Consider the following 16,240-nt stretch of genomic DNA (forward strand, 5'->3'; position numbering starts at 1 on the left):
GGCTGGAAATGTCAGCCGGAGTGGCTAGTGTGCCAAGGTGATCGAACGGTGGAGCCGAGACCAGGTGCTCGCCCTCGCCCCCGACGCGCCGTCCCGCAAGGCCGCCCAGGGCGTGGCGCGGGCTGAGGCGTGGCCGCTGCTCGGGGTCGCGACGGCCGCGCCTCCCGCCGCCGTGCCCGCCGCGTCTCCCGCCGCCCTGCCCGCGGCGTCTCCCGTCGCCGTGCCCGCCGGGTCTCCCGCCGCCGCGTCTCCCGCCGACGTACCCGCGGCGTCTCCCGCTGCCCTGCCTGCCGCGCCCCCCGTTGCCCTGTCTGCGGCGTCTCCCACTGCCGTGCCCGCGATGTCTCCCGCTGACGCGCCCGTCGCCGGGCCGCGTCGGGGGGTCGTGCTGTTCGGCGAGTGCGAGGGCAGCGGGGCGACGCCGTACCAGACCTGCGTCGATCTCGACGGCCCCGCCTACCGGTGCGGCTGCCCCAGCCGGAAGGCCCCGTGCAAGCACGCGCTCGGCCTGCTGCTCGTCTGGTCGGCCGGCGACGTGCCCGCCGCCGCGCCGCCGCCGTGGGTCGCCGACTGGCTCGCCCGCCGCGCCCGGGGCGCTGCCCGCTCCGGCGCGAGCGAGTCCGCGCGGCAGTCGCGGCCGGGCGCGGCGACCGGCGGCCGGGCGGGCGCGCGGAGCGCGGCGACCGAGTCGGCCCGGCACGCGCGCGTGACCGCCGGGCTGGCCGAGCTGGAGCGCTGGCTCGCCGACCAGATCCGCCAGGGGCTGGCGACGGCCGGCGACGGCGCCTGGGACGACCTGGCCAAACGGCTCGTCGACGCCCAGGCTCCCGGGGTCGCGAGCACGGTGTCCCGCCTGCGCGAGGCGCGGGCGGCCGACGACTGGCCGGAGCGGCTGCTGGCCGAGTACGCGCTGATCGACCTGCTGGCGGTGGCCTACCGCCGCCGCGCCCACCTGTTCGCGCCGCTGGCGCAGACGGTCCTGTCACGGGTCGGATTCCCGGTCATGCGCGAGGAGGTGCTGGCCGGCCCGGCCGTCCGCGACCGGTGGGACGTGCTGGGGCGGCGCGACGAGGTGCAGGAGCGGCTGACCTCCCGCCGGGTGTGGCTGCGGGGGCGCGACACCGGGCGTCCCGCGCTGGTGCTCTCGTTCGCCCCGCAGGGCCAGGCCCTCGACCCGTCGTTCGTCACGGGCGCCACCGTGGACGCCGACCTGGCCTTCTACCCGGGCGCCGCCCCCCTCCGCGCCCTGCCGGTCACCGCGACCACGCTCGCGTCGCCGATGGGGGAGCCGCCGGGGGTGACGCCGGAGGAGGCGATGGACGAGGTGGCCGCCGCCCTCGCCGCCGACCCGTGGACCGACTCCTGGCCGCTCGTGCTGGCCGGCGTCGTCCCCGGGCGCACGGGGCTCGGCGGGTTCCCGCTGCACCGCAGCGCGTACGACCCGTGGCGGCTGATCGCGGTCTCCGGCGGGCGGCCGGTCACGGTCGCCGCCGAGTGGACGCCCCACGGCCTGCGGCCCCTGACCACGTGGGCCGACGACGGCACGGTGGTGATCCTGTGAGCTGGGACGATCTCGCCTCCACGGCCCTGGTCGGCACGGACCGCCGGCCGTACAACGGAGACCTGCTGGCCGACGCGGCCGTGGAGGTCGCCCGCCGCCGGGCCGGCCGCCGCCTCGCTCCGCCGCCCGCCGACGGCGGGCGCCCCGGAGCGCCCGGCCCCGACGCCTCCGAGCTGCCCGAGCCGGAGTCGAGCGACACCGCTGAGGGCCGGGCGGAGGCGGGCGACGCGGCGGAGGGCCGGGCGGAGGCGGGCGACGCGGCGGAGGGCCGGAGGGCAACGGGCGACGCGACGGAGGGCGGGAGGGCAACGGGCGACGCGACGGAGAGCAGGACAGCGCCGGTTGGCGCTGCCGGGAGCGGGGCCGAGTCGGGCGGCGCTGGTGAGAGCCGGGCCGTGCGGGCCGGGTCCGTGGAAGGGGGGATCGCGGACGAGGAGGAGCAGGAGGCCGTCGGCCGTCGCGCCGCGGAGAGGCTGGCGCGGATCCTCGGCGGCGAGCACGAGCGGCTGCTGCCCGAGTGGCTGGCCGCCGCGGCGGCGACCGGCCGCCGGGTCCCCCCGTACGTGCTGCCCGAGCTGCTCGACCGCGGCCGCCGCGACCACTCCATGCGCGCCCACCTCGGCGTGCTCGCCGGGCGGCGCGGCCGCTGGCTGGCCGCGCTCAACCCCTCCTGGGCGTACCTGCTGGAGGAGCCGACCGGCGAGACGTGGGAGCTGGGCAGCCCCGCCGACCGCCGCGCCTACCTGCGGCGGCTCAGGGCCGGCGATCCCGGGGCGGCGCGGCTGCTGCTGGAGAGCACGTGGGCGAGCGAGACGCCGGACGACCGGGCGGAGTTCGTGACGGTGCTGGCCGACGGGTTGTCCATGGCCGACGAGCCGTTCCTGGAGAACGCCCTGGACGACCGCCGCCGCGAGGTCCGCCAGCAGGCCGCCAACCTGCTGGCCCGGCTGCCCGGCTCCCGCCTGTCCGGGCGGATGGCCGAGCGGGCCCGCGCCTGCTTCACCATCGCCGCCGACGTCATGCGCGTGGAGCCGCCCCGGGAGTGCGACCGGGCGATGGAGCGCGACGGCGTCAAGGTCAAGCCGCCCCGCGGCATTGGCGAGCGGGCCTGGTGGCTCCAGCAGGTCATCGCCCGCGCCCCGCTGGAGATCTGGGGCCCCGACCCGGCGCCGCTGCTGGCGCTGCGCATCCCCGACTGGGACGCCGAGGTGAAGACCGCCTGGGTGCGGGCCGCCCTGTTGCAGCGCGACCCGCGGTGGGCGCGGGCGATGTTCGCCTGGGACCCGATCGCCGACCTGCTGACCGTGCTGCCGCCGGAGGAGCAGCAGGTGCTCGCGGCGGCGTTCGTGCGGGAGCACGATCTCGACAGCCAGTTGATCATGGTGTTGGGCGGCGTCTCCCCGCAGTGGCGCGAGGAGCTGGCCACGGCCGTCCTCGCCAAGATCGTCAAGGTGGCCGGCACCCAGCCCTGGAACCTCGGCGAGCTGGTCAAGCTCGCCGGCGAGCGCGTCGCCCCCGTGCTGGCCGAGCCGGCCGCCCGTTACTCGACCGAGCCGGCGGTGCAGCAGGTCGCCGCCCTGCTGCGGTTCCGCGCCGACATGATGGAGGAGCTCTCGTGAACGACCTCAGCCCGGTGAGCAGCCCCCGCCAGGGGAGCGACGCCGAGGTGCTGCGTCCCCACGCGGAGGAGCAGTACGCCGAGGAGCTGCACCTGCTCGCCAAGGAGGACGACCGGCCCCGGCCGCCCGGCTGGAAGCTGTCGCCGTGGGCCGTCACCACCTACATCCTCGGCGACGGCGACCGCGTCACGCCGAAGTACGTGGGCGCCCGCCGGGTGGTCGAGGTGGCCGTCGCCACGCTCGCCACCGACCGCGCGCTCCTGCTGCTCGGCGTGCCGGGCACGGCCAAGACCTGGCTGTCGGAGCACCTGGCCGCCGCGATCAGCGGCGACTCGACGCTGCTCGTGCAGGGCACCGCCGGCACCGCCGAGGAGGCCGTGCGGTACGGCTGGAACTACGCGCGGCTGCTGGCCGAGGGCCCGTCGATCGAGGCGCTGACCCCGTCGCCGGTGATGCGGGCCATGGCCGAGGGGCGCGTGACCCGGGTCGAGGAGCTCACCCGCATGCCGTCCGACGTGCAGGACGCGCTGATCACCGTCCTGTCGGAGAAGACGCTGCCCATCCCCGAGCTGGGCCGGGAGGTGCAGGCGCGGCGCGGCTTCAACCTCATCGCCACGGCCAACGACCGTGACAAGGGCGTCAACGACCTGTCCAGCGCGTTGCGCCGCCGCTTCAACACGGTCGTGCTGCCCGTGCCGGCGACGGCCGAGGAGGAGGTGGACATCGTCGCGCGGCGCGTCGACCAGCTCGGCCGGTCGCTGGAGCTGCCGGGCACGGGCACGGGGCTGGAGGAGATCCGGCGCGTGGTGACGGTGTTCAGGGAGCTGCGCTCGGGGGTGACCGAGGACGGCCGCACCCGGGTGAAGTCGCCCAGCGGCACGCTGTCCACGGCCGAGGCCATCTCGGTGCTCACCAGCGGGATCGCGCTGGCCGCCCACTTCGGCGACGGGGTGCTGCGGCCGGCCGACGTGGCGGCGGGCATCGTCGGGGCCGTGGTGCAGGAGCCGGTGTCGGACCGGGTGGCGTGGCGGGAGTACCTGGAGACGGTCGTCCGTGAGCGTCCGGGCTGGCAGGACTTCTACCGCGCCTGCCGCGACGTCTCCTGACCCGTCCCGTCCGGCGCGGCTCATCCTGCCCGCCTGCGCGGCCCGTCCTACGCGGCCCGTCCGGCGGGTCCGTCCGGTGGGGCTCCGCCCATGAGGCTTCCATCTGTGAGGAGATGCGATGACTGTCTCGGTCCTGGGGGTGCGCCACCACGGGCCCGGGTCGGCGCGGGCCGTGCGGGAGGAGCTGCGGCGGCTGCGGCCCGACGTGATCCTCGTCGAGGGACCGCCGGAGGCCGACCCGCTCGTGGCCCTCGCCCCCGAGCTGGAGCCGCCGGTGGCGTTGCTGGCGCACGTGCCCGGGGCGCCGTCGAGCGCGGCGTTCTGGCCGTTCGCCCGGTTCTCGCCCGAATGGCAGGCCATCCTGTACGGGGCGGAGCACGGCGTGCCCGTGCGCTTCTGCGACCTGCCCGCCGCGCACACCCTCGCCGACCCGGCCTCGCGGGACGGCGGTCACGCTCCGCGCGACGGCGGTCAGGAGGGCGACGGGGAGGCGGCGGCGCCTGAGGAGGTGCGGCTGGATCCCATCGCCGCGCTGGCCTCCGCCGCCGGCTACGACGACCCCGAGCGCTGGTGGGAGGACGTCGTCGAGCACCGCGGCGACACGCCGTTCGAGGTGATCGCCGAGGCCATGGCCGCCGTGCGCCAGGGCTACGCGCCCGACGCCCGGGAGGCCCGGCGCGAGGCGTACATGCGCAGGACCCTGCGCGCGGCCCGCAAGCAGGGGCACGAGCGGATCGCGGTCGTCTGCGGCGCCTGGCACGTCCCCGCGCTGACCGGGCCGCTGCCCGCGGCCCGCGCCGACGACGCGCTGCTGCGCGGCCTGCCCAAGGTGAAGGCGGAGCTGACCTGGGTGTCGTGGACGTACGGGCGGCTGGCCTGGTGGAGCGGCTACGGCGCGGGGGTCGCCTCGCCCGGCTGGTACGACCACCTGTTCGCCGCCCCCGACCGGCCCGTCGAGCGGTGGCTGGGCGCGGCGGCGGGCGTGCTGCGCGACGAGGGCCTCGCGGTGTCGTCCGCGCACGTGATCGAGGCGGTGCGGCTCGCCCAGGGCCTCGCCACCCTGCGCGGACGTCCCCTCGCCGGGCTGGGCGAGGTCACCGAGGCGGTCCGGGCGGTGCTGTGCGAGGGGAACGAGCCGTCGGTCGAGATCGTCCAGCGGCGCATGGTCGTCGGCGACCGCCTCGGCCACGTCACCGACCGCACGCCCATGGTGCCGCTCCAGCGCGACCTGCGCGACCAGCAGCGGCGGCTGCGGCTCAAGCCCGAGGCGCTCGACCGCGACGTGACCCTCGACCTGCGCAAACCGCTCGACCTCGAACGCAGCCACCTGCTGCACCGGCTGCGGCTGCTCGGCGTCGGCTGGGGCACGCCGGGGGAGTCGCGGGGCAAGGGCACGTTCAAGGAGACGTGGCGGCTGCGGTGGCGGCCCGAGTTCGACCTCACGCTCATCGAGGGGGCGGCGCTCGGCGTCACGGTGGTCGAGGCCGCCACCCAGCGCGCCCGCGACCTGGCCACGGGCGACGGCACACCGTCCGGCGGGGGCACACCGCGCGGCGGTGGTACGCCGCCTGGCGGTGGTACGCCGTCCGGCAGGAGCACCCCGTCCGGCGGGAGCACCCCGTCCGGCGGGAGCACCCCGTCCGGCGGGGGCACACCGCGCGGTGGAGGCGCGCCGTCCGGCGGCGGTGGCTCGTCCGGGGCGGGGCGGGGCCCCGCGGCCGCGGTGTCGCTGGCCGAGCTGGCGGACCTGGTCGAGAAGTGCCTGCTGGCCGACCTGCCGGACGCGTTGCCGGAGGTGCTGGCCGCCCTGTCCGCCAGGGCCGCCCTCGACACCGACGTCACCCGCCTCATGGCCGCCCTTCCCGCGATGGCCCGCGCGCAGCGCTACGGCGACGTGCGGGGCACCCCGGCCGAGGGGCTGGCGGTGATCGTCCGGTCGATGCTGGACCGGATCCGCGTCGGGCTGCCGGCCGCGGTGACCGGGCTGGACGACGAGGCGGCGGCCACCCTGCTCGGCCACATCGACGCGGTTCACGCGGTGGTCGCCCTCCTCGACGCGCCGCCCGCGCGCGAGCCGTCCTCTCCGGAGGAGGGCGCGGCCGGGGGCGTGCGGGCGCGGTGGCTGCGCGCGCTGCGGAACCTCAGCGAGCGGCCCGGCCTGCACGGGCTGATCGAGGGGCGGCTCACCCGCATCCTGCTCGACGCCGGCGAGCTGGGCGACGCGGCCGACCGCATGTCCCGGGCGATGTCCCGCGGTCAGCCGCCGGCCAGGGCCGCGGCGTGGGTGGAGGGGTTCCTGGCGGGCGGCGGCCTGCTGCTGGTGCACGACGCCCGGCTGCTGGAGCTCGTGGACGGCTGGCTGACCGGGCTGTCCGGCGAGCAGTTCACGGAGGTGCTGCCGTTGCTGCGCCGCACGTTCGGCGGCTATGCCGTGCCGGAGCGACGGGCGATCGGCGAGCGGGTGCGCTCGGCGGGGCGGCACGTGCGGCGGCCGGAGCGCGACGTGGACGAGCGCCGCGCGGCCCCCGCGGTCGCCACGGTGCTGGCCATCATCGGCGCCCACGCCAAGCGCGCGGGCACGGCCGAGGGCGCGGGCACGGCCGAGCGCGCAGCGGACACGAGCGAGGGAGCGGACACGGCCGAAGCCGCGGAGACGAGCGAGGGAAGCGCGGGTGGGTGAGGGCATGGAGGAGCGGCTGCGCAGGTGGCGGATGGTGCTGGGCGGCGGGGAGGCCGACGGCACCGGCGTGGCGCTGGACGGGTCCGACGCGGCGATGGACGGCGCCCTGTCCGCCGTCTACGAGCGCGACGGCGGGCTCGGCGCCTCCGCGCCGCGCGTGGCCCGCTGGCTGGGCGACATCAGGACGTACTTCCCGTCCACGGTCGTCCAGGTGATGCAGAAGGACGCCATCGAACGGCTGGACCTCACCCGCCTCCTCCTCGAACCGGAGATGCTGGAGGCGGTCGAGCCCGACGTCCACCTGGTGGGCACGCTGCTCGCGCTCAACCGGGTCATGCCCGACCGGGCCCGCGAGTCGGCCCGCGCCGTGGTGCGCACGGTGGTGCGGGAGCTCGAACGGCGGCTCGCCCAGAAGACCAGGGCGGCCGTCACCGGGGCGCTCGACCGCTCCGCCCGCACCCATCGGCCGCGCCGGGCGGCCGACATCGACTGGGACCGGACGATCCGGGCGAACCTGTCGCACTACCTGCCCGAGCACCGCACTGTCGTCCCGTCGCGGCTGGTCGGGCACGCCCGCAGGCAGCGGGCGGTGCGGCGCGAGGTGGTGCTGTGCGTCGACCAGAGCGGGTCGATGGCGGCCTCGGTGGTGTACGCGGGGGTGTTCGGCGCGGTGCTGGCGTCGATGCGGTCGCTGCGGACGTCGATGGTGGTGTTCGACACGGCCGTGGTGGACCTCACCGACCGGCTGGACGATCCGGTGGAGGTGCTGTTCGGCACGCAGCTCGGCGGCGGCACCGACATCAACCGGGCCGTCGCGTACGCCCAGGGGCTCGTCACCCGGCCGGCCGACTCGATCTTCGTGCTGGTCAGCGACCTGTACGAGGGCGGGGCGCGGGAGGAGATGCTGCGCCGGGTCGCCGCGATGACCCAGGCGGGCGTGCAGGTGGTCGTCCTGCTGGCGCTGTCCGACGAGGGGGCCCCGTCCTACGACCACGACAACGCGGCCGCGCTCGCGGCGCTGGGCGTGCCCGCCTTCGCGTGCACGCCCGACGCCTTCCCCGAGCTGATGGCCGCCGCGATCGAGCGGCGCGACCTGGGCCACTGGGTGGAGAGCCACACCTTGTGACGGGCGCGGCCGTCAGTGGCCCGCCTGCTCGGGGCGGGCCCGCTTCGGCAGGAGGAACGACAGCGCGAGCGTGAGCCCGAGCAGCCCGACCTCCACCCAGACGGTGGCCTGCATCGCCGCGCCGAAGCTCCACCGCGCCTTGAGCAGGTGGAAGAAGAACGTCCCGAGGACGGCGGTGCCGAGCGCGGCCCCGAGCTGCTGCACGGCCGTGAGCGTGCCGGAGGCGGAGCCGGACTCGTGGTTGTCGACGCCGGCCAGCACGATGTCGAAGAACGGTGCCATGATCATGCCCATCCCGATGCCGGCGATCGCGAGGCCGGGGGCGAGCTGCCAGGGGGAGACGTCCAGGCCGGTGAGGTGGACGGTCACCGCGAACACCGCCGCTCCGGCGGCCATGACCACGGCGCCGATCTGTAGCAGGCCGCGACCGAGCCTGTCCTGCAGGCCCGACATCGCCAGGCCGAAGCCGGCCACGGAGCCGAGCGCCTGGGGCAGCAGCGTGAGCCCGGTCTTGAGCGGGCTGTAGTGCAGGCCGACCTGCGTGAACAGGGACAGGACGAGGCTGAAGCCGATGAGGCCGGAGAAGAACGCGAGCCCCGCGACCAACCCGCCGGTGAACGCCCGCTTGCGGAACAGGCTGGGCGTGACCAGCGGGTCCTTGCCGCTCCTGGCCCGGCGCGACTCGTAGCCGGCGAACAGGGCGAACAGCACGACGGAGCCGGCCATCGAGACGAACGCCCAGGCCGGCCAGTCGAGCTCGGGGCCCTGGATGAGCGGGTAGACGAGCAGGAACGCGGCCGCGGACACGAGCAGCACGCCGACCAGGTCCAGCCTGGTGGCGTCGGAGAGCCGGATCTCCGGCAGGAACTTCAGCCCGGCCAGCACCGCCGCCACCCCGAGCGGCAGGTTGATCAGGAAGATCATCCGCCAGCCCGCGCCGAACAGGTCGGCGTCGACCAGCCATCCGCCGAGGATCGGCCCGCCGACCGACCCGAGCGTCATGACGGGGCCGAACGCGCCGAACGCCTTGCCCATCTCCTCCGGCGGGAACATCTCCTTGATCATTCCGAGGCCCTGCGGGAGCATGACCGCCCCGAACAGGCCCTGCAACGCCCGGCCGGCGATGAGCAGCTCGGGATTGCCGGCCAGGCCGCACAGCAGTGACATGACGGTGAACCCGGCCGCGCCGATCAGGAACATCCGCTTGCGGCCCAGCAGATCGCCGAGCCGGCCTCCGGTGATGAGGCCGACGGCCATGGCGAGGGTGTAGCCGGCGCCGAGCCACTGCACCAGGCTCTCCTGGCCGCCGAGGTCCTGGCGGATGGTGGGGGCCGCGATGGTGGTGATGAGGGCGTCGAGCATGTCCATGACCTCGGCGGCCAGGATGACGCCGAGGGCCGGCCAGCGCCAGCGGTGAAGGGGCGGCGCCGCGACGGCGCCGGGTGCGGTGACGGTCATGGGGGAATCTCCTCGAAAACATCGTTCGTGATCTACGAACGCCGTTCGTCAACGAACACCGTTTTATGTGCGAACGGTGTTCGTGTCAAGTACAGTGTTCGTATGCGAAGCGCGAACAGTGACGATGACCTCCCGGAAGTCCCCCTGCCGCCCTGGCGCAAGGCACGCAAGCCCTCCCAGCCGAGACCCCAGCTCAGCCGCGACCTGATCGTCGAGACCGGCCTGCGGGTCCTCGACGCCGAAGGACTCGACGCGCTCAGCATGCGGCGGGTCGCTCAGGAGCTCGGCACCGGCCCCGCCTCGCTGTACGCGCACGTCTCGGCCAAGGAGGAGCTGCTGGAGCTGATCTACGACCGGGTGCTCGGCGAGGTCCGGCTGCCGGAGTACGACCCGTCCCGGTGGCAGACGCTGCTGCGCCAGTGCGCGCTGGAGCTGCACCGCGTCATCGTCGGCCACGCCGACGTCGCCCGCGCGGCGCTGGCCAGCATCCCCACCGGCCCGAACGCGATCCGGCTGTCCGAGTTCATGTTCGGCCTGCTCATCGACGCCGGGATGCCGCCGCGCGACGCCTCGCTGGCCTTCGACCGGATCGTCCTCTACGTCTGCGCGGACGCCTTCGAGGGCTCGTTGCACTACCCGCGCATGAAGGCGCTGGGCCACACCAAGCTCACCGAGTACTTCCACATGTACGTCGCGCAGATCGAGGAGTACTTCACGTCCCTGCCGCCCGACCGGTTCCCGCACCTCAGCGCGAACGCGCGCGCACTGGTCGCCGACGGCGGCGAGGCCCGCTTCCGGTACGGCCTGGACCTGCTGTTCGACGGCCTCGTGGCGCGCATGCCGGCCGGCGGGGACAAGCCGGGCGCCTGAGGGCTTTCGGGTCCTGGGTCCTTAGGCCGAATTGCCTAGGACCCGGGCCCGATGTGCCGCGACGGCCGGAACCCTAGCGTGCCGGTATGACAACGACTCTTGAAGCTCCCCCCGTCCCCGGCGTGGTCTCCGCCAGTTACCGGACGCTCAGCGTGGGCCTGGTCGCCCTGGTCATGCTGGTGGCGTTCGAGGCCATGGCGGTGGCCACGGCCATGCCCGTCGTGGCCCGCGAACTCGGCGGCATGCCCCTGTACAACCTGGCGTTCAGCGCCACCCTGGCGGCCAGTGTGATCGCGACCGTGCTCGGCGGGAGGTGGAGCGACGTGCGCGGCCCCGTCGCGCCGCTGTCGGCGGGTGTGGCGAGCTTCGTGGCCGGGCTGCTGGTGGCCGGGCTCGCGCCCACGATGGAGGTGCTGGTCGCCGGCCGGTTCGTGCAGGGACTCGGGGGCGGTCTCGTCCAGGTCTCGCTGTACGTGCTGGTGGCCCGGCTCTACCCGCCGGCGATGCACCCCAAGGTGTTCGGGTTGTTCTCGGCCGCGTGGGTGGTGCCGTCCATGGTGGGACCGGCCATCGCCGGGTTCGTCGTGGAGAACGCCGACTGGCGGTGGATCTTCCTCGGCGTGTCGCTGATCGTGGTCCCGTCCGCGCTGCTGCTCTGGCGGGGCATCGCCGACCGCGCCGACGCGGCCCGCGGCGGCGTCGGCGACCAGGAGGGCGCGCCTCCCGCGCGCCTCGGCGGCAAGCTGGTCTGGGCCACGCTGACCGCCGTCGCCGCCGCCCTCATCCAGTACGGCAGCGCGCTCAAGCTCGCCGGTCTGCCCCTGCTCGCCGCCGGCGTCGTCCTGCTGGCCGTCGGCCTGCCCAGGCTCCTGCTGCCCGGCTCCCTGCGCGTCGCCCGCGGCCTGCCCACCGCGCCGGTGCTGCGCGGCCTCGCGTACGGCGCGCTCATGGCCACCGAGGTGCTCATCCCGCTCATGCTGAGGAGCGAGCGCGGCCTGTCCCCGACGGGCGCCGGCATCGTGCTGACGATCGGCGCGCTCGGCTGGTCCACCGGCTCCTGGATCAAGGGCCGCGGCGTCATCGGCAACGTGGCCGCGGTCCGCGGCGGCGCCGCCCTGATCGCCGTGGGCATCGCGCTCGTCTCGCTGGTCCTCGTCGACTCCGCGCCGCTCGTGGTGGCCCACGTCGCCATGGCGATCGCCGGCCTCGGCATCGGCGTCCTGCACCCGACGGTCTCGGTCATGGTGCTGGAGATGTCCCGGCCGGGCGAGGAGGGCGGGAACACCGCCGCGGTGGGCGTCGGCGAGTCCGTCTTCACGGTCGTGGCCGTGGCCGGCGCCGGAGCCCTGTTCACGGCGTCGGGCGAGTCGTATCTGGTCGGGCTGGCGTTCACGTTCGCGCTGGCCGTGCTCGCGGTCGTCGTGGCGCCCCGTTTTGCCCAGTCCGCCGGGGCGGGCACACTGGAGGGAGCCGCGTCATAAAGGGGGGCACATGCCGCGAGTGCGGGAGGCGGAGGTCTACCGGATCGTCCTGCCGTTCGGCAGACGGTCCGAGAGCCTGCTCGTGAAGCTCACGGACTACGCCGGCATGACGGGATGGGGCGAGGCACTCGCCCCCCACCCGAAGACGTTCTCCCGGCTGGAGGAGACGCTCGGCGCGCTGCTGATCGGCGTCGACTGGGAGCACCCCGACACGCTCCCCGCCAGCGACCCGGCGGTCGACATGGCCTGCTGGGACCTGTGGACCCGCATGCGCGGCGTCCCCCTCGCCCACGCGATCGGCGGCGACCGCACCTCGCTCATGGCCACGGTCCGCCTCACGCCCGACACCTCGGCCGAGAACCTCGTCGCCCGCGTCAACCAGCAGGTCTGCGCCGGATACGGCCACGTCACGCTCGACGTACGCCCCGGCTGGGACGTCGAGCCGGTCCGGGCGGTGCGCCAGGCGTATCCCGCGCTGACGCTCGCCGTGGACGGCGGCGGCTCCTACACCGACGAGGGCCAGCTCGTGGCGCTCGACTCCTACGGCATCGAGGTCATCGAGCGCCCGTTCGCCGTGGACGACCCCTACCGCCACGCCTCGCTGCAGGACCAGGTGTCGGCCGCGGTCGCCGTCGAGGTGCGCTCGACCTCCGACCTGGACGACTACCTGACGCTGCGGGCGGCCCGCGTGCTGCTGCTGCGCCCCACGGCGTTCCCGTCCCTCACCGAGGCGCGCCGCGCCCACGACCGCGCCGCGGCGGCCGGCTGGGACATCCAGTGCGCCGGCGGACAGGGCGCGGGCCTGGCCCGCGCGGCCACGGTGGCGGTGGCCAGCCTGCCGGGCTGCACGCTGCCGTGCGACGTCACCCAGCCGCCGCGCGCCAACCAGATCGTCACGCCCATCGTGGGGGCCAACGCGGGCGTGGTGGCGGTGCCGCTGACGCAGCCGGGCCTGGGGCACACGATCGACGAGGCCCGCGTGCGACGCCTGGCCAAGGACCACGCCCGGGCGTGACCCTGGTGTGATCCGGTCCCTCTACCTTGATCGCCTACGGGTGGCGAGGGAGGGGGCGGGGCGGTGGAGGACGTGCCGGGGCTCACGTGGTGGCGGGTGCTGTGGGTGAGGTTGCTTCTCGAGCCATCGAGCCTGCTGCCGTCATGGGTGAGATACGCGCTGGGCGTCATACTGGTGGCGGCGGCCGGTGGGGGAGCCGTGTGGCTGCTCGCTCGCACGCTTCAGCCCTGGGGCGTCGGTGAGGAGCAGTCCGGCGGGATCGTCGTGTTCACGAACGTCGTCAAGCTGCTGGCGCTACTGGTGATGTGCTGGGCGGTCCTGGCGTACGCCGTTCACAACCGCCCGACGCGCTTCCGCTGGCGCAACCCGAGACCGCGGACCGCGGACCCCGACGGGCTGCGGGCTCTGGTGGCGGAAGCGGCGGAGCTGGTGGGCTGGGACCGGCCGCTCCCGGTCATCCGCCTCAGCGCGTGGCCGAAGGTGATCGTGATCCGGAGGTTCCACGGGGGTGTGGTCAAGCTCGGTGTGCCCTTGCTGCTCGGCCTCAGCAAGGAGGAGCTGCGCGTCATCCTCGTGCGCGAGCTCATCCTGTCCCACAGGGTGCCGAGACGCCTCATGTCGGTCCTCGGCCTGAACTCCGAGGACCTCGAGCGGGCGGCGAGAGGTGAGCGGTTCCGGTGGCGGCCCTGGCTACGCGCGCACGCCTACAGAATGCGGCGTGACCTGTGGGAGGACACCGGGGAGATGGTGGGCGGCGCGCAGATCCTCGAGCGTGCGACGTGGCGCGAGAACCTGATCATCCATGCCTTCGTCTGGCACCTCCGGCGTCATGTGCACACGATGCCGTTCCCGACCTACTTCACCGACGTCTACCGCTCCTTCGGCCGGTTGCTCGCCGAGGACGACCTGCTGGCGCGGATCGCCCCGAACGTGGACTCGTACTGGATCGAAGAGATCGACGCGCACGAGCGGAGGCTCACCGAGGAGTTCGGCTGGAAGCCGGGCAGACCCGTGGACCCTGTCACCGATCCGGCGCTGACCGACCTGCCCGCGAAGGTGGAGCACAGACTCGGCCGGGTCCTGCTGCGTTACTACACCAACGACCGGAACACGGCGCGCCGGAGCCTCCCCCTGGCGGAAACCACAGCCGAGCAGTGGCTCTTGCACCACGAGGACCAGCTCGAACAGCTACGCGCCGCCGCCCGCGCCGTCCTCGGCGGCTCCCACAAGATCACCGACCTGGTCCGCCTCGCCGCCGACGACGGCCGTCTCAAGGAGCTTGACTGGTGGCACGCCAAGACCGTGTGCCCCCACCCCACCCGAGCCGTCTGCGTCCTGCTCCCCCTTCTCCAGGTCGGTCTGCGCCGTCAGGGGTACGTCCACCACGACCCCGTACGGCAGCGACTCCTGACCGGCCCCGAAGGGGACAAGGTGGACGTGGTACAACTGGCCGGGAAGATCGCCGCAGAGCTTCGCGAAGGGGGCGACATGGCCCGACATGACCCCGACGAGGACGCCCGCCGCCTCGCCGCGGAGTCGCTGGCCGGTGGCGACGCGACCGGGTGGTTCGAGCGCCTGTACGCCGGGTCGGCGGCGGGCGAGGCGGTCGTCCCCTGGGACTCCGGCGGCCCGCACCCGTTGCTCGTCGCCTGGACGGAGGGGCATGAGCCCGAGCGGCGCGACTCGCCGAAGGCGCTGGTCGTGGGCGCCGGGCTGGGGGACGACGCCGAGCACGTGGCCGCCCTCGGCTACGCCACGACGGCGTTCGACGTCAGCGAGTCCGCCGTGCGCCTGGCCCAGGAGCGCTTCCCCGGCACGGCCGTCTCCTACCAGGTCGCCGACCTGTTCGACCCGCCCGCCGGGTGGCGCCGCGCGTTCGACCTGGTCGTGGAGATCATGACGGTGCAGGCGCTGCCCGAGCCGCTGCACCAGGACGCCATCGAACGGATCGCCTCCTTCGTCCGGCCCGGCGGCACGCTGCTGGTCATCGCCTCCGGCCGGGACGAGGGCGATCCCGCGGGGGCGCCCCCGTGGCCGCTGACCCGGGCGGAGGTCACGGCGTTCGCGGTCGGCGGGCTCGGGGTGGGCGAGATCGAGGACCTGCGCGAGCCGGGCCGCCGCCGCTGGCGCGCCACCTTCCACCGCCTCACGAGCTAGGCGAGGACGGCGTCCAGCAGCAGGGAGCCCGCTCCCAGCAGGGCGGCGTCCCGGCCGGCCCGCGCCGGCGCGATCTCCAGGTCGCGCGTGGCCAGCGGCAGGCACCGCTCGTAGACCGCGGCCCGGATCGAGGTGATGAGCGGTTCGGCCGCCGAGAGGCTGCCGCCGACGGCCACCACGTCGGGGTTGAAGAAGTTCACGAGCACGGTGAGCACCTCGCCGATGCGGCGCCCGGCGGTGCGGACCATGCTGGTCGCCTCCGGCACGGCGTCGTTGACCAGGTCGACGACGTCGGAGGTGTGCCGCACCGCGACGCCCGCGTCGGCCAGCGCGGCGATGAGGGCGGCGCCGCTGGCGTACGCCTCCAGGCAGTCGTGGTGGCCGCAGGCGCAGATCACGGAGGAGTCGGAGCTGACCCGCACGTGGCTGATGTCGCCGGCCGCGCCCCGGCCGCGGTGCAGGCGGCCGTCGACGATGGCGCCGCACCCTATGCCGGTGCCCACCTTGAGCACCATGAGGTTCTCGCGGCCCGGCCAGGAGCGGGCCTCGCCGGCGGCCATGAGGTTGGCGTCGTTCTCGACCAGGACGGGCAGGTCGTAGCGGGCGCGCAGGTGGTCGGCGACGGGGAAGTCGTTCCAGCCGGGCATGCGCGAGGGCGTCACCACGCGTAACGTCGCCGGGTCCACGGGGCCGGGCACGCCGGTCCCGACGCCGCGCAGCGGCACCGACGGCGGCACCCGCTCGGCCAGCAGCCGGTCGAACGCGTCCGCCAGCAGGTCGAGCGTCGCCTCCGGCCCCTCGGTGATCTCGCACGGGACCTCCTCGACGACCAGCGGGGCGCCGCTGAGGTCGAGCAGCCCGAGCCGGGCGTGGTGGGCGCCGAGGTCGGCGACCGCGAGCACGCCGGCCGTCGGCGACAGGCACAGGCGGCGCGGCCTGCGTCCGCCGCGCGAGGTGCCGGAGCCCTCCTCGACCAGCAGTCCGGCTTCGATGAGCTCCTCCACGCGCAGCGACACGCTGGACGCCGCGAGGCCCGACATCCGGGCCAGGCCGGCGCGAGACTCGGCCGCGCCGGTGGCGACGAGCCGTAACAGGTCCCCCTGAGCCCCCTGTACGGGCAGCCGCTGCTTCATGGGAGATGCATACCATCGATCTACTTCCGCCAGC

General features: G+C 75.0%; 11 protein-coding genes. 9 read left to right on the top strand and 2 right to left on the bottom strand.

Annotation, left to right across the window (positions count from 1 at the left end; all coding sequences use genetic code 11):
* Nucleotides 1–37: 37 nt before the first annotated feature.
* The 5 genes from HD595_RS31620 to HD595_RS31640 all read left to right on the top strand — a co-directional run bounded on the left by HD595_RS31620 (nucleotide 38) and on the right by HD595_RS31640 (nucleotide 8,092).
* Complete coding sequence (locus HD595_RS31620) at nucleotides 38–1,561, top strand: SWIM zinc finger family protein (RefSeq protein WP_253775383.1); 1,524 nt, start codon at nucleotides 38–40, stop codon at nucleotides 1,559–1,561.
* Nucleotides 1,558–3,180 carry a DUF5691 domain-containing protein gene (locus HD595_RS31625; RefSeq protein WP_253775385.1) on the top strand — a complete coding sequence of 541 codons (1,623 nt, stop codon included), beginning with the start codon at nucleotides 1,558–1,560 and terminating at the stop codon, nucleotides 3,178–3,180. Before HD595_RS31620 ends, HD595_RS31625 begins: the two co-directional genes overlap by 4 nt.
* Entirely contained in the window at nucleotides 3,177–4,286 is a 1,110-nt protein-coding gene (locus HD595_RS31630) for an ATP-binding protein (RefSeq protein WP_253775387.1), read from the top strand. Before HD595_RS31625 ends, HD595_RS31630 begins: the two co-directional genes overlap by 4 nt.
* A gap of 118 nt (nucleotides 4,287–4,404) precedes the next feature.
* On the top strand, nucleotides 4,405–6,966 hold the full coding sequence (locus tag HD595_RS31635) for a DUF5682 family protein (protein WP_253775389.1): 2,562 nt from the start codon (nucleotides 4,405–4,407) through the stop codon (nucleotides 6,964–6,966).
* A gap of 4 nt (nucleotides 6,967–6,970) precedes the next feature.
* A complete protein-coding gene (locus tag HD595_RS31640) occupies nucleotides 6,971–8,092 on the top strand; it encodes a VWA domain-containing protein (RefSeq protein ID WP_253781386.1) in 1,122 nt (373 codons plus the stop codon).
* Between the two features lie 12 nt (nucleotides 8,093–8,104).
* On the opposite strand, the gene HD595_RS31645 is transcribed toward HD595_RS31640, so the two are convergent.
* A complete protein-coding gene (locus HD595_RS31645) occupies nucleotides 8,105–9,550 on the bottom strand; it encodes a DHA2 family efflux MFS transporter permease subunit (RefSeq protein WP_253775391.1) in 1,446 nt (481 codons plus the stop codon).
* Nucleotides 9,551–9,652: 102 nt separating this feature from the next.
* On the opposite strand from HD595_RS31645, the gene HD595_RS31650 reads away from it, so the two are divergent.
* The 4 genes from HD595_RS31650 to HD595_RS31665 all read left to right on the top strand — a co-directional run bounded on the left by HD595_RS31650 (nucleotide 9,653) and on the right by HD595_RS31665 (nucleotide 15,073).
* Complete coding sequence (locus HD595_RS31650) at nucleotides 9,653–10,420, top strand: TetR/AcrR family transcriptional regulator C-terminal domain-containing protein (protein ID WP_253775393.1); 768 nt, start codon at nucleotides 9,653–9,655, stop codon at nucleotides 10,418–10,420.
* Between the two features lie 86 nt (nucleotides 10,421–10,506).
* Nucleotides 10,507–11,901, top strand: coding sequence for an MFS transporter (locus tag HD595_RS31655; RefSeq protein ID WP_253775395.1), 1,395 nt, complete (start codon nucleotides 10,507–10,509; stop codon nucleotides 11,899–11,901).
* 10 nt (nucleotides 11,902–11,911) lie between these two features.
* Complete coding sequence (locus tag HD595_RS31660) at nucleotides 11,912–12,916, top strand: enolase C-terminal domain-like protein (protein WP_253775397.1); 1,005 nt, start codon at nucleotides 11,912–11,914, stop codon at nucleotides 12,914–12,916.
* Between the two features lie 105 nt (nucleotides 12,917–13,021).
* Nucleotides 13,022–15,073 carry a class I SAM-dependent methyltransferase gene (locus HD595_RS31665; protein ID WP_253775399.1) on the top strand — a complete coding sequence of 684 codons (2,052 nt, stop codon included), beginning with the start codon at nucleotides 13,022–13,024 and terminating at the stop codon, nucleotides 15,071–15,073.
* On the opposite strand, the gene HD595_RS31670 is transcribed toward HD595_RS31665, so the two are convergent.
* Nucleotides 15,070–16,206, bottom strand: a complete 1,137-nt coding sequence (locus tag HD595_RS31670; RefSeq protein WP_253775401.1) for an ROK family transcriptional regulator — start codon at nucleotides 16,204–16,206, stop codon at nucleotides 15,070–15,072. The two genes, HD595_RS31665 and HD595_RS31670, sit on opposite strands and share 4 nt — an antisense overlap.
* Nucleotides 16,207–16,240: the final 34 nt, after the last annotated feature.

The organism is Nonomuraea roseoviolacea subsp. carminata (genome assembly GCF_024172185.1).
GTDB classification, from domain to species: domain Bacteria; phylum Actinomycetota; class Actinomycetes; order Streptosporangiales; family Streptosporangiaceae; genus Nonomuraea; species Nonomuraea roseoviolacea.